The following is a 12,527-nucleotide window of genomic DNA, read 5'->3' as shown; positions in this document are numbered from 1 at the left end:
CACAGGCCCCCTGAACGGTGAGGTCAGGCGGTCCCAGCCTTCACCTTCAAGCGCCAGGCATGCAGCAGCGGCTCGGTGTAGCCGCTCGGCTGCTCCAGGCCCTTGAACACCAGGTCGCAAGCAGCCTGGTACGCGGCCGACTTCTCGAAATTCCCGGCCATCGGCTTGTAAAGCGGGTCGCCCGCGTTCTGGCCGTCCACCACGGCGGCCATGCGGCGCATGGTTTGCTCGACGCGCTCTTTCGACGCCACGCCGTGCAGCAGCCAGTTGGCGATGTGCTGGCTGGAGATGCGCAGCGTGGCGCGGTCTTCCATCAGGCCCACGTTGTGGATGTCGGGCACCTTGGAGCAGCCCACGCCCTGGTCGACCCAGCGCACCACGTAGCCGAGGATGCCCTGGGCGTTGTTGTCCAGTTCCGCCTGGATCTCGGCGTCGGTCCAGAAGGGCATCAGCGCCGTGGGAATCTGCAGGATCGCGTCGAGCAGGTTCTCTTCCATCGCCAGCGACTTCTTCTCGTTCACGAAGATCTCCATGCTCTTTTGCAACTCGGCCACGTTGACCTGGTGGTAGTGCAGCGCGTGCAGCGTCGCGGCGGTGGGCGAGGGCACCCACGCCGTGTTGGCGCCGGCCTGCGGATGCGCGATCTTCTGCTTCATCATCTCGGCCATCAGGTCGGGCATGGCCCACATGCCCTTGCCGATCTGGGCGCGGCCGCGAAGCCCGCAGGCCAGGCCGATCTGCACGTTGCTCATCTCGTAAGCGCGCAGCCAGTTGGTGTTCTTCATCAGCGGCTTGCGCATCATCGCGCCCGCATGCATGGCGGTGTGGATCTCGTCGCCCGTGCGGTCCAGGAAGCCCGTGTTGATGAAGGCCACGCGAGCCGCCGTTTCGGCGATACAGGCCTTGAGGTTGACGCTGGTGCGGCGCTCTTCGTCCATGATGCCCAGCTTGACGGTGTTCTCCGGCAGGCCCAGCACCTTCTCGACGCGGCTGAACAGCTCCGAGGCAAAGGCCGCTTCGGCCGGGCCGTGCATCTTGGGCTTGACGATGTAGACCGAGCCCTTGCGCGAGTTCTTGATGCCCGGCTGGTCCTTGCGCTTCAGGTCATGGATGGCGATGGCGGTGGTGACCACCGCGTCGAGAATGCCTTCCGGGATTTCCTTGCCGTCCCCATACAGGATGGCGGGGTTGGTCATCAGGTGGCCGACATTGCGCACGAACATCAGCGAGCGGCCGTGCAGCGTCACTTCGCCGCCGTTCGGGCCGGTATACACGCGGTCGGGGTTGAGCCCGCGCGTGAAGGTCTTGCCGCCCTTGGACACCTGCTCGGTCAACGTGCCCTGCAGGATGCCCAGCCAGTTGCTGTACGCCAGCACCTTGTCTTCTGCATCCACCACGGCCACCGAGTCTTCCAGGTCGAGGATGGTGGACAGCGCGGCTTCCAGCACCACGTCGCTCACGCCGGCGGCATCGGTCTTGCCGATGGCGGTGCTGCGGTCGATCTGGATGTCGATGTGGATGTCGTTGTGCTTGATCAGCACCGAAGAAGGCGCGGCCGCGTCGCCCTGGTAGCCGGCGAACTGCGCGGCGTCCTTCAGGCCCGTCGTCTTGCCGTCCTTCAGGCTCACGGCCAGCTTGCCGCCGTCGACTTTGTAGCCCGTGGCGTCGGCGTGTGAACCTTCTGCCAGCGGCGCCGCCTGGTCCAGTGTCTTGCGGGCGTAGGCGATGACCTTGGCGCCGCGCGCGGGGTTGTAGCCCTTGCCCTTTTCGACGCCTTCGGTTTCAGGGATCACGTCGGTGCCATAGAGCGCGTCGTACAGCGAGCCCCAGCGCGCGTTGGCCGCGTTCAGCGCGTAGCGGGCGTTGAGGACAGGCACCACCAGCTGCGGGCCGGCCTGCAGCGCCAGCTCGTCATCGACGTTGGTCGTGGTCGCCGTCACCTGCGCAGGTGCCGGCACCAGGTAGCCGATTTTTTCCAGGAAGGCGCGATAGGCCTTCATGTCGCGGATCGGGCCCGGGTTGGCCTTGTGCCAGCTGTCCATCTCGGTTTGCAGGCGGTCGCGTTCGGCCAGCAAGGCGATGTTCTTGGGCGCGAGGTCAGCGACGATCGCGTCGAAGCCCTTCCAGAAAGCGGCGCTGTCCACGCCGGTGCCGGGCAGCACTTTCTGTTCGATGAAACTGTGAAGCTCGGTCGCGACTTGCAGGCCGTGAACTGATGTGCGGGAGGTCATGGTTCTTCTCCAGGATGAATGTTGATCAAAAAAAGCCGAGGACATCGCGCAGGCTCGTGCCGGTGCGTGTGGGCTGCGTGCCCAGTTCCTCGAATGGCAATTGGTAGCGGTTGACCCACAGCGTGCGAAATCCGTACCAGGTGGCGGCCAGCGCGTCCCAGCCGTTGCAGCTGACGAAGGCGATCTGCTTGCGCTCCAGCTTGGTTGCCTGGGGCCCCAACGCATAGGCATCGGGATGGGTCTTGTATTTGCGCACGGCGTCGACGCTCAGCACGTGATCGAGCAGGCCATCCAGCCCCGCGCTGCGCACGGCCACGCCCAGCATCTCCGGGTCGCCGTTGGACAGGATGCCCGTGACCACGCCACGGGCCTTGAGCGCGGCCAGCACTTCCTTGTTTTCAGGGAAGGCGGAGAGATGGCGGTACTGGTTCATCAGCCGCTCTTCGCTCGCGGGCGTGAGATCGAGCGAAAGGCGCTTGCACGCAAAGCGCAGGCCGGCGCGCGTCAGTTCCCAGAACGGCTTGTAGTGCTCGCCACCGTTGCTGGTGGTGACCAACCGCGTGTATTCGATCTGCTTGTCGCGCCAGAGCACGCCCAGCGCCGCACCCTGGCCCGGAAACAGCTGTTCCGCGAGCAGGCCCACGCTGTACACGTCGAACAGCGTGCCGTAGGCGTCGAACAGTACGGCCTTGGGCTTTTCCATGGCGATACTTTATTTGATACTTCGAATGGTATTAATAGTCCGAAATGTCGAATATACGTGACTAAAACGAATGCAATGACGAAAAACCTGCTTTGCGGGCTTCGTGCTTGCAGTTGAGTCAGCGAAATTATTAAAGTAAAGTCCGTTTGTGTTTAATAAGAAATTATCTTATTCAAACTTCGCAGCAAGGCCTCGCCATGCGCCGTGAAGCCACGGGTCGCTACGCCAGTAGCGTTGCTGGCAGTGAAACCGTCCGCGCCTTCGTACCGCACCCACTGCCCCCGACGTTTGCACTCGAGCTGACCGGCGAGCGCCAAGCCCTGCTGGAGCGAGCCACTCTGGCCCTGGGGCGGCTGGACAGCATCGCGCTCCTGCTGCCCGATCCGCAGCTCTTTCTCTATGCCTACGTGCGGCGCGAGGCCGTGCTGTCATCGCAGATCGAGGGCACGCAATCATCCCTGTCGGACCTGCTGCTGTTCGAGCTGAACGAACTGCCCGGCGTTCCTTTCGACGACGTGGTCGAAGTTTCCGACTACGTCGCTGCGCTGGAGCACGGCATGGCCCGCTTGCGCGAAGGCTTTCCCTTGTGCAACCGGCTGCTGCGCGAGATGCACGCGCAGCTGATGGCGCGGGGGCGCGGCAGCGACAAGGACCCCGGTGAGTTTCGCCGCAGCCAGAACTGGATCGGCGGCACCCGGCCGGGCAACGCGCGATTCGTGCCGCCGCCGCCGAATGAGGTCGAAGCCTGCATGGCAGCGCTGGAGGCTTTCATCCACGACGAAGCGCCGGCCGGCAGGCTGCCGGTTCTGATCAAGGCCGCGTTGGCGCATGTGCAGTTCGAAACCATTCACCCGTTCCTGGATGGCAACGGGCGTCTGGGCCGCCTGTTGATTGCCATGATGCTCCACGAAGGCGGCGTACTGCGCCAGCCGCTGCTGTACCTCAGCCTCTACTTGAAGCAGCACCGCACCATCTACTACGAGCTGCTGGACCGGGTGCGTGTCGAAGGCGACTGGGAGGCGTGGGTCGACTTTTTCCTCGAAGGCGTGGAGCAGACGGCCGAGAGCGCGGTACAGACGGCACGGCGCCTGGTGGAACTGTTCCGGCAGGACACGCAGCGCGTGCAGGAAATGCGTGGGCGCAACGCCAGCGTGCTGCGGGTGCTCGACACGCTGCGCCAGCGACCGTTGTGCAGCCTGCGGCAGATCGGCGCGACGGCCGGCATCAGTTTTCCGACGGCGAGCAAGGCGATGGTGGCGCTGGTGGAGATGGGGATTGCGCGGGAACTGACCGGGCAAAGAAGGAATCGCGTGTTCGTGTACGACGCGTACTTGAACGTGCTGAATGAAGGGGGGGAAGCGTTGTGACGGTCGTCGCACGCGTCCCCGTCGATCACTTCGGTTGGACGGCGGCCGGCGCTCCGCCCACCTCATCATCCACCGCCTTCTGCACCGCCTTGTAGAACGCTTCCCGCGCCGGGCTCGCTTCCTTATCCCTCGCACCCCCAGCCCAATTCGCATTCGACACGATCACGATCTTCCGCTTCGGGTCGATGAAGATCCCCTGCCCGAAGATCCCGCGCGCTGCGAAGCTACCGTCGTCATACGTCCACCACTGATATCCGTACCCGCGCCCATCCTGGCCGATGCCGGTGCGTTTGCTCGTGGCTTCGGCCAGCCAACCGTCCGGCACGATGGCCTGGCCGTTGACGCGCGCACCGCCGAGGATGAACTGCCCGAAGCGCGCATAGTCCCGTGCAGCCGCCTGGATGCAGCAGCCGCTGATCTCTTGCCCGGTCTTGCTCAAAAGCCAGGTGGCTTGCTGCTCCATGCCGGCGGGCGCCCACACCTTCTCTGAGAGGTACGTGGCCAGCGGCTTCTTCACTGCCTGGCTGACGAGGATGCCGACCAGATTGGTCTCGCCCGTGCTGTAGTTCCAGCGCGTGCCGGCCGGTACCGCGCGCGGCAGGCGCCGCATGTAGCTCACCAGCGCATCGACGCCTTCTTCGGGCTGGTGCTTGTTGAACTGCGCCACATCCGACTTCGGGTCCGCATAGTCTTCATTCCAGGCGATGCCCGAGGTCATCGTCAGTAACTGGCGCACGCTCACTTCGTCGTAGGCCGAGCCCTTCATCTGCGGGATGTAGTCGCTGACCTTGTCGTCCATGCTCTTGATGTGCCCGTCGCGGATGGCGGCGCCCACCAGCGTCGACGTCATCGATTTCGCGACGGAGAACGATGTCCAGCGCCCGCTGCCGTCAAAGCCCAGGCCGTAGCGCTCCATGCGCAGCTTGCCGTCGTGCACGATCAGCAGCGCCGCGCTGCGCTGGCCGGCCATGTAGGCGTCGATATCCACGGGCAGTTTGAGCGGCGGGCCGGGCGGCAACGGCGTCGCCGTTCCGCCAGCCGCAACAAGGCGCGACTTGGCCAGCACGGGCAGGCGATCGAGCGCGCGGAACGCAGCGTCGCGCTGCGGCTGGCTCCAGAACAGCAGGTCGCGGTTGGTGGGCACCGTGGCAAGCAGGCCACGCGTTTCCTTGTCCAGCGTGAACCAGCCGGCTGTCGCGGCCACTGCCAGGACGGCGACGAGGCCGAGAGCGATCTTCTTGAGTTTCATGAGGGTGCCGTGGGTGATCGAAGCAGCGATTCTGCGCCTTGCGCCCACGTCAATGTCCAGGTGCACACGTCGGCGGCGCCAGACGCTGCAATCGCGCCGCTACAACCAGAGTGCCGCGTCCTCGGAGGACGCCACTCCTGTGGATGCGGCCGCGCGAGGGCGCGCTACCAGCTGCCGTAGTGCTCCACGAGTCCGCGCCACAACGCCAGCAATTCCGCGCGGGCGGCCCGGTCGCCAGGGGTCTTCCAGGCCGCGGTCTGGACCAGGACCAGGCGAAGTTCAGGATCGACGAAGATCACCTGGCCCCTCACGCCGATGAGCGCGAAGCGCCGCTTCGCGCCGGGGAACGTCCAGAAGTGGTAGCCGTAGCCGAAGTACGAGCTGGCGACGAAAGGCTGCATGTGCGGCTGGCTGCCTTCGGTGGCTTCTTGCAGCCACGCCGGCGGGATGACCTGCTTGCCGCGGGCCGCGCCGCCGTTCGCGAGCAGCCGTCCCAAACGCCCGAAGTCCCGCAGCGTGGCGTGCAGGAAGGCGAAGGTGGCTTCCTGCCCGGCCGCGTCGATGAGGAAGCTCGCGTCGTCCTGCGCGCCCATCGGCTGCCATATGCGCGTGCCGAAGTAGTCCGCGACAGGCACGCCCGTCGCGCCGCGCAGCACCAGGCCCAGCGCCTGCGTGTCGGCCGAGGAGTAATAGAACACCTTGCCGGCATCGACACGCCGTTTGCCATACGGCACGAGCACGGCGGCGCCGCCCGCGGACTGCTGGCCGATTGTGTTTTGAATGAGGGCCACCAGGTCGTCGCGCCCGTCATAGCGCTCGGCGAAATCGATGCCGGACGACATCTGCAACAGGTGGCGGATCGAGGTCTCGCCGTACGGGTTGCCTGACAGCGCGGGCACATAGACCTTCGCGAGATCGTCGATGGACCGGATGTGGCCCTCGTGCAGCGCAACCCCGACCAGCAGGCCGACGATCGACTTCGCCATCGACGCAGACAGGAAGCGACTACCGGCGTTGTGTCCATGGCGATAACGCTCCAGCACGACGGTGTCGTCCTTGATCGCCAGCAAGCCGGTGACGCGCTGGTTCGCCAGATAGTCGTCGACGTTGCGGCGTGTTCCTTCATGGGCATAGGTGAATGCGATTTCGCCGGCCGCGGAAGGCAGTGCCGAAGTGTGTTCGCCCTTGCGCACCACGCGATGCGGCAGGCGCCTTTCCAGCGCGCCGCCGAACGATTCGATCAAGCGCTCCGGCTGCGCGCTGCCGACGAGGTGCTGCGCCAGCGCGCCGGCCGCGGGGGCCTGCGGCTGTGCGTGCGCGAGGAGGGCGGCTGCTGCAAGACACACGAGCAGCAAGTGCGCGACGATGCGCATGTGTGTCAGCCTCATTTCGCGAGGCTTTGCCACAAGGGCCTATCGCATCTCAGTACGCCAGCGAGCATACCCATCCGCTTCCATGTCGCCAATTTTGGCAAGCCGTGCGACTCGAGCTCGTCGGCGATCTCTGCAAGGATGGCCACCGGTGCCTCGTCCAACAGGGTTCGCAGATGCGGGATGTACGCGGGCGCGACAACCCCGGCTTTGAGGGAGTCGAACAGCGCGCTGGCTGGCATCTCGGCCTTGTACGGCACGCTGGCAATCCCAGCCGCCACTTTCAGCGCGCCCCTGCCCTTGGGGCGCAGTGTGCCGACGAGTCCCACGGCGAAGCCTAGCTCGTTTGCGAGGCGCTCGATCCGGCGCGCGCTTAAGTCTTTGAGTTTGCCCATTTCAAGCTCGTTGATGGTGGCTCGCGACAACTCGACGAGGTGAGCCAACTGCTGCTGGCTCAGTCCCATCTCTCGCCTTCGCTGGCGGACCGCAGCGCCGAGTTCCTTCAGTAAGGGCATGACTGGCAGGGTATCGACGCCCAAACGATATGTCAAATATATTGAACTTATCGGTATCAAAAATATTTGACATGCCTCTTCGCGGCATCGTCCCATTTCCAGCAACGGTGTGGCGTGAGTTTGGGGTCTAGTGAAGACGCATCAGCGGCCCCAACATACGGAACATGAATACCTCCACCGCCCGCCGCATCCTGCACCGCACCCGAGGCCAGGGCCACGGCCCCATCACGCGGCTGATGAGCCCTTCCGACCTGGGTGAATATCTCAAGCCTTTCGTCTTCCTCGACATCTTCGACATGGACCTGCGCGGGCCGGCGGGCCCCCGGATGCCGATTCATCCGCACTCGGGCATCGCCACCGTCACTGTCTTGGCGAAAGGCCAGATGCATTTCGAAGACGCGGAAGCCGGTTCGGGCACGCTGGGCTACGGCGCCGTCGAATGGATGCGGGCCGGCGGCGGCGTCTGGCACGGGCAGGAAATGTCCCCGGCCGACGTGCCGCGCGTGCAGGGCTTCCAGCTCTGGCTGGCGCTGCCGCCCGAGCTCGAGAACGCGCCGCCGCAAAGCCGCTACATCGAAGCGGACGCCATGCGGCGCGCGGGGCCGGCGCACGTCATCGTCGGCAGCTACGCCGGCGTGGACAGTCCCGTGCCGGCGTGGGGCGGCGTCAACTACCTGCTTGTGACGTTGCGGCCCGGCGAATCGTGGACGTACCAGCCGCCAGCGGGGCATTCGGTCGCGTGGATGGCCGTGGCCTCGGGTGCGGTGGATGCTGAAGCGCCCGTACCCGCCGGCGAGATGGCCGTGTTCGAAGACAGTGAAGCTCCGATCGCGCTGAAAAACACTGGCGCGGAAGATGCAGTATTTGTCCTCGGTTCGGCCGCACCACACGAGCACGATCTGCATCTGGGCAACTATTCCGTCCACACGACGGCGCAAGCCCTCGAGGCCGGAGAAAACCGCATCGCCGAACTTCGTCGGAAGATGGTGGCGGAAGGTGACCGGCGCACGGGCTCCGGGACCGTGCCGGTCTACCGTTAGCCCGCCCTTTGCCTACGTCGTCGTCTGCACGTGCAGACGGCTCGACTGGCAGCGGTGGAGCGCGGTGTAGTGCTCCAGCGGCCGGCCGTTGCTGCTGTACGCGATGGACTCGATGCGCATCAGGGGCTCGACGCCGGTGATGCCCAGCAGGTTGCTGGTCGGTTGATCCGGCATGACGGCGTCGATCCAGCGTTCGGCGCGCACGATGCGCAGGCCGTATTGCCGGCGCAGCACGTCGTACAGCGAGCGGTTCTCCAGCCGCGTGCGGTGCAGCCCGGGCGCCAGGTCGGCGGGCACGGCCGTCTCCACCAGCAACTGAAGCTCATCGTCGACGCTGCGCAGGCGCCTGAGCGCGACGACCTGGTCGCCGGGCTTCAGGTCCAGCGAGCGCGCCTCACGCTCGTTGGCTTCGCGCAATTCCTGCTGCAACACCTGGGTGCGCACGGTGCGGCCCTTGCGCTGCATCTCGTCGGAAAAGCCCAGCACAGTGGAGACGAAGTCTTCGTCCCGCTCTCGCGCCTGGATGAAAGCGCCCTGGCCTCGGATCTTGTAGATGAGGCCGTTGCGCACCAGGTCGGCCAATGCCTCCCTGACAACGATTCTTGAAATGCCGTACTGCTCGCCGAGCTGTGCTTCGGTGGGCAGCTTGGTGCCTGCGGGGAACTCGCCGCCGAGGATCTGCGCTCGCAATGCGTCGCGGAACTGCGCCCACAGGGGGGAGCCGGAATTTCGGTCGAGGGCGGGAGTCGGAAAGGTCGAACTGTTCACGTGGCAAGCGGGGTAGTGATCGGGTCGGAGCGCAATGATGCATCGAAAACAGAAACCTCCGGCAGCGGTTGCCGTACAGGCTCGAATCGCACGTGATGCCGGTCGCGCAGTGTTTCAAAGCAGGCCTGGAACTCTTCGAGCCGCCGTGGGCTGTCCCAGTGCAGCGCTGACGCGGCGATCTCCGTCAGCTCCGACAGCAGAGCCTCCGTCACATGGCCACGAATGGCCAGCAGCGTGCGGCGGATCACGAGGTCCACGAGGTGCGTGACGCCGGTGTGCAGGCAGAGGTAGCGAATCTCGCCGACGGAGTAGGCGGGCGCGTGCCGCAACCGCACGTCGCCGTCGGCCGCGAACGTTTCCGCCAGTGTTTGCGCGCGGGAGCCGTAGCGGCTGACGAGATCCGCGACGCGTTGCGCGTCCAGGCCCGTCGCCGCCTCGATGCGTGCGAGGAAGCCGGCCATCGACGTGGTGTCCGCCGGCCAGTCCGCCCCGCCGCCGATGGGCAGCAGCTCGGTCGATTGCGTGCGCGGCACGCCCAACAGGCGCAGCACTTCGTCCGCCGCCTCCGTCGCCAGCGCGCGGAAGGTGGTCCACTTGCCGCCCACCAGGCAGATCATGGGCACGCTGCGCGTCGCATTGGGCGGGTCGATGGCGACGGCATGGTCGCGCGAGATCTGTCCCGGCCGGTCGGCGTCCGAGCGTGCCAGCGGGCGCACGCCGACGTAGGTGTAGACCACGTCGGCGAGGGCGAAGCGCAGTTGCGGGAACAGTTCGCGCAACACGTCCAGCAGGTAGTCGATCTCGGCCGGCTCGGTGGCGACCTGGTCCGGGTCGTCGACGGGGATGTCGGTGGAACCGACCAGGATGCGGTCGAGGAAGGGGTAGACGATGCAGACACGCCCATCGGAGGCCTCGAAGTAGGCCATGCGGCCGTCCAGCGAGTCCCACAGCGCCGGATGGTCCAGGACCAAGTGCGAGCCCTTCGTGCCCATGATGCGCGCGCCCGCGCCGTTCAGCGCCGCGGCCGAGCGGTCCAGCCACGCGCCGGTGGCGTTGACCACCGTGTCCGCCGTGACTTGCACCTCTTCGCCGGTGATCTCGTCGCGCAGCGTGACGGCGTTGCCTTCGCAGCGCACCACGCGGCAGTAGTTGGCGGCGGCGGACCGTGGCTCGTCGCGGTGCGCGTCGGCCAGCAGTTCCATGATCAACCACTCGGGGTGGCTGATCCACGCGTCGAAGTAGGTGGCCGTCCAGCGCACCGACGCACGAAACAGCGCACCGTCGGCCGAGGGCACGCGCGAGATCTGGTGGCCGGGCATGCGGCGTTGGCGGCGCCCGAGCAGGTCATACAGCCGCAGCCCCAGGGCCACGGCGAACAGTCCGCGCGTGCGCGGCGACGGGGTGAAGCCGACAAAGCGCAAGATGCTGCCGAACAGCCCGCCGAAGTGGCTCGACAGCGGCACCACCGTCTTGAGCGGCCGCACCAGGTGCGGCGCATTGCGCAGCAGCAGGTTGCGTTCGCGCGTGGCCTCGGCCACCAGCGAAAAATCACCGTTCTCGAGGTAGCGCAGGCCGCCGTGGATCATGCGCGACGGCGCACTGCTCGCACCGGCCGCGAAGTCGCCCTTGTCGACGATGAGGCAATGCACGCCCTGCAGCGACAGGTCGCGGAACACACCCGCGCCATTGATGCCGGCACCCACGATCACCGTGGAGAAATGCGCGCCCGCCAGCGAGACGCAGCGCGTGAATGCGGAACGCTGCTCGCTCATTGCCGTGCCTCCGCCAGTTGCGCGAACGCGGGTGCGAGGGTGTCCACCAGTTCGTGGAAGCTGTCGTAATAGTCCGCGTGGGCGGTAGCCTCTTGCGTGTCGTGTTCCACCACTTCGATGGAAGGCTGGGGCAGGCCGGCGCCCTGCGATTGGGCGGCGTAGAGCGCGGCGCCGCGCGCGCCGGTCTCGTCGTCGCCGCAGCGCTCGAGCGGGTGGCCGAGGAAGGATGCGATGAGCCGCACCAGCCGCGCGTCGCGCGCGCCGCCGCCCAGTGCCGCCACCCGGCCGCGCACGCCCAGGCCGAACGACGCAAGCCGGGCCAGGTGCCTCGCGTGCAGCGCCGCCACTGCATCGACCACGGCGCGGGCCATGTGCGAGCGGTCATGATGCGAGGTGAGGCCGATGAACCCTGCGGAAGCGCCTTCGGGCCCGCCGCCACCGTTGATGAACGGCATGAAGCGAAGGCCATGCGCGCCGAGCGGCACGGTCATCGCGCAATCGACGGCCTGCGCCGCGCTGTCGAAGCCCACCGTCCTGGCGAGCCAGGATACGTTCGCCATCGACGAAGGGCTGTTCTCCAGGTACAGGCGCCGGCCGGGGGCGCCGAAATTCACGATCCCGCCGATGGCGGGCTTGGCCTCACGTTGGTCGTCGACGACCGCGTTGACGCACCAGGTGCCCAGCACCGCGACCGCCTGGCCGCGCTGCGGCGCGCCCACGGCAGCCAGCGACGCGAGCAGGTCGATCGCGCTGATCGCCACAGGCAGGCCAGCCGGCAGGCCGCACTGCGCGGCGCGCGCCGGCAACAGCGTGCCGATGATCGAGCCGCTCGGCAAGATGGGCGCGAGCGTCGCGGGGCCGAGATCGGACAGGTCGGCCGCGCAACTGGCGAGCCGCGACCAGGTTCCCGTCTGCTCCGACAACAGGCCGCCGGTGCTGGCATCGCTGGCATCCGTGGCCATCTCGCCTGTGAGCAGCAGGCCCAGATAGTCCTTGGCGAACAGCAGGCGATGGATCGCGCCGGTGTGAACCGCGTCGCCGCCGTACAACTGCGCGGCGATCAGCAGGGGCTGGCCGGCCCAGGGCTGGAAGCCGACCTCCTCGAACAGCTCGGCGCCCTGGCGCAGCGCAAGAGCCCGTGCCCGCGCCGACGCGCGCTGGTCGGTCGACGCAACGGCGCGGCCGCGGAGCAGCTGCCCCTGCTTGTCCAGTGCATAGAGGCCCGCACCGTGGCCGGTGCAGCTGAGGGCCCGCACCTGCGCGGCGCGAGGGCCCAACTGCGACGCGATGCTCTGCAAAGCCTGCATGAGTGTTGATTCGATGGCCGCGGCTTCGAGCTCGCAGCCCCCTTCAGGCAAGCGGATGAAAGGCAGTGCGCTACCAGCGGTGGCGAGCCCCAGGCCCGTCTCCCCGTCGAACGCGACTGCCTTCAAACCGGTCGAGCCCATGTCGATCCCGATGAAGATGTCGTTTTTCATTGTTATGACATCGTGGCCCAAAAACTTGGAATTC

General features: G+C 66.5%; 10 protein-coding genes. 2 read left to right on the top strand and 8 right to left on the bottom strand.

The annotated features are described in order from the left end of the window. Nucleotides 1-23: 23 nt before the first annotated feature. Together EEB15_RS27945 and EEB15_RS27940 are read right to left on the bottom strand one after the other, a co-directional pair. Nucleotides 24-2,231 (bottom strand): malate synthase G, encoded by a 2,208-nt coding sequence (locus EEB15_RS27945; protein WP_141513250.1) that lies wholly within the window; start codon nt 2,229-2,231, stop codon nt 24-26. A 25-nt stretch (nt 2,232-2,256) separates the two neighbouring features. Beyond that, the gene (locus tag EEB15_RS27940) at nt 2,257-2,934 is read right to left on the bottom strand and encodes a haloacid dehalogenase type II (protein WP_141513249.1); all 678 of its coding nucleotides are present in this window, start codon (nt 2,932-2,934) and stop codon (nt 2,257-2,259) included. A 197-nt stretch (nt 2,935-3,131) separates the two neighbouring features. Between EEB15_RS27940 and EEB15_RS27935 the strand changes: the two genes are divergently transcribed. Further along, entirely contained in the window at nt 3,132-4,301 is a 1,170-nt protein-coding gene (locus EEB15_RS27935) for a Fic family protein (RefSeq protein WP_141513248.1), read from the top strand. Between the two features lie 25 nt (nt 4,302-4,326). Here EEB15_RS27935 and EEB15_RS27930 read toward each other — a convergent pair whose 3' ends face one another. From EEB15_RS27930 to EEB15_RS27920, 3 genes are all read right to left on the bottom strand, one after another. Next, nucleotides 4,327-5,550, bottom strand: a complete 1,224-nt coding sequence (locus tag EEB15_RS27930) for a serine hydrolase (protein ID WP_141513247.1) — start codon at nt 5,548-5,550, stop codon at nt 4,327-4,329. Nucleotides 5,551-5,714: 164 nt separating this feature from the next. Then, entirely contained in the window at nt 5,715-6,938 is a 1,224-nt protein-coding gene (locus tag EEB15_RS27925) for a serine hydrolase (protein WP_141513246.1), read from the bottom strand. After that, the gene (locus EEB15_RS27920) at nt 6,935-7,435 is read right to left on the bottom strand and encodes a helix-turn-helix transcriptional regulator (RefSeq protein ID WP_158290259.1); all 501 of its coding nucleotides are present in this window, start codon (nt 7,433-7,435) and stop codon (nt 6,935-6,937) included. Before EEB15_RS27920 ends, EEB15_RS27925 begins: the two co-directional genes overlap by 4 nt. A gap of 164 nt (nt 7,436-7,599) precedes the next feature. Between EEB15_RS27920 and EEB15_RS27915 the strand changes: the two genes are divergently transcribed. Then, nucleotides 7,600-8,475: a pirin family protein gene (locus EEB15_RS27915; protein ID WP_141513244.1), complete on the top strand. Its 876-nt coding sequence runs from the start codon at nt 7,600-7,602 to the stop codon at nt 8,473-8,475. A gap of 12 nt (nt 8,476-8,487) precedes the next feature. Here EEB15_RS27915 and EEB15_RS27910 read toward each other — a convergent pair whose 3' ends face one another. The 3 genes from EEB15_RS27910 to EEB15_RS27900 are packed head-to-tail and all read right to left on the bottom strand — an operon-like array spanning nt 8,488 to nt 12,493. After that, complete coding sequence (locus EEB15_RS27910) at nt 8,488-9,243, bottom strand: GntR family transcriptional regulator (RefSeq protein ID WP_141513243.1); 756 nt, start codon at nt 9,241-9,243, stop codon at nt 8,488-8,490. Continuing rightward, the gene (locus EEB15_RS27905; RefSeq protein WP_141513242.1) at nt 9,240-11,015 is read right to left on the bottom strand and encodes a glycerol-3-phosphate dehydrogenase/oxidase; all 1,776 of its coding nucleotides are present in this window, start codon (nt 11,013-11,015) and stop codon (nt 9,240-9,242) included. The genes EEB15_RS27910 and EEB15_RS27905 overlap by 4 nt, the downstream gene beginning before the upstream one ends. Continuing rightward, nucleotides 11,012-12,493 (bottom strand): FGGY family carbohydrate kinase, encoded by a 1,482-nt coding sequence (locus EEB15_RS27900; RefSeq protein WP_141513241.1) that lies wholly within the window; start codon nt 12,491-12,493, stop codon nt 11,012-11,014. Before EEB15_RS27900 ends, EEB15_RS27905 begins: the two co-directional genes overlap by 4 nt. Between the last annotated feature and the right edge of the window lie 34 nt (nt 12,494-12,527).

The organism is Ramlibacter sp. WS9, assembly GCF_003797765.1.
Classification (GTDB): Bacteria; Pseudomonadota; Gammaproteobacteria; order Burkholderiales; family Burkholderiaceae_C; genus Ramlibacter.
This window is presented reverse-complemented; position numbering and strand designations above follow the sequence as displayed.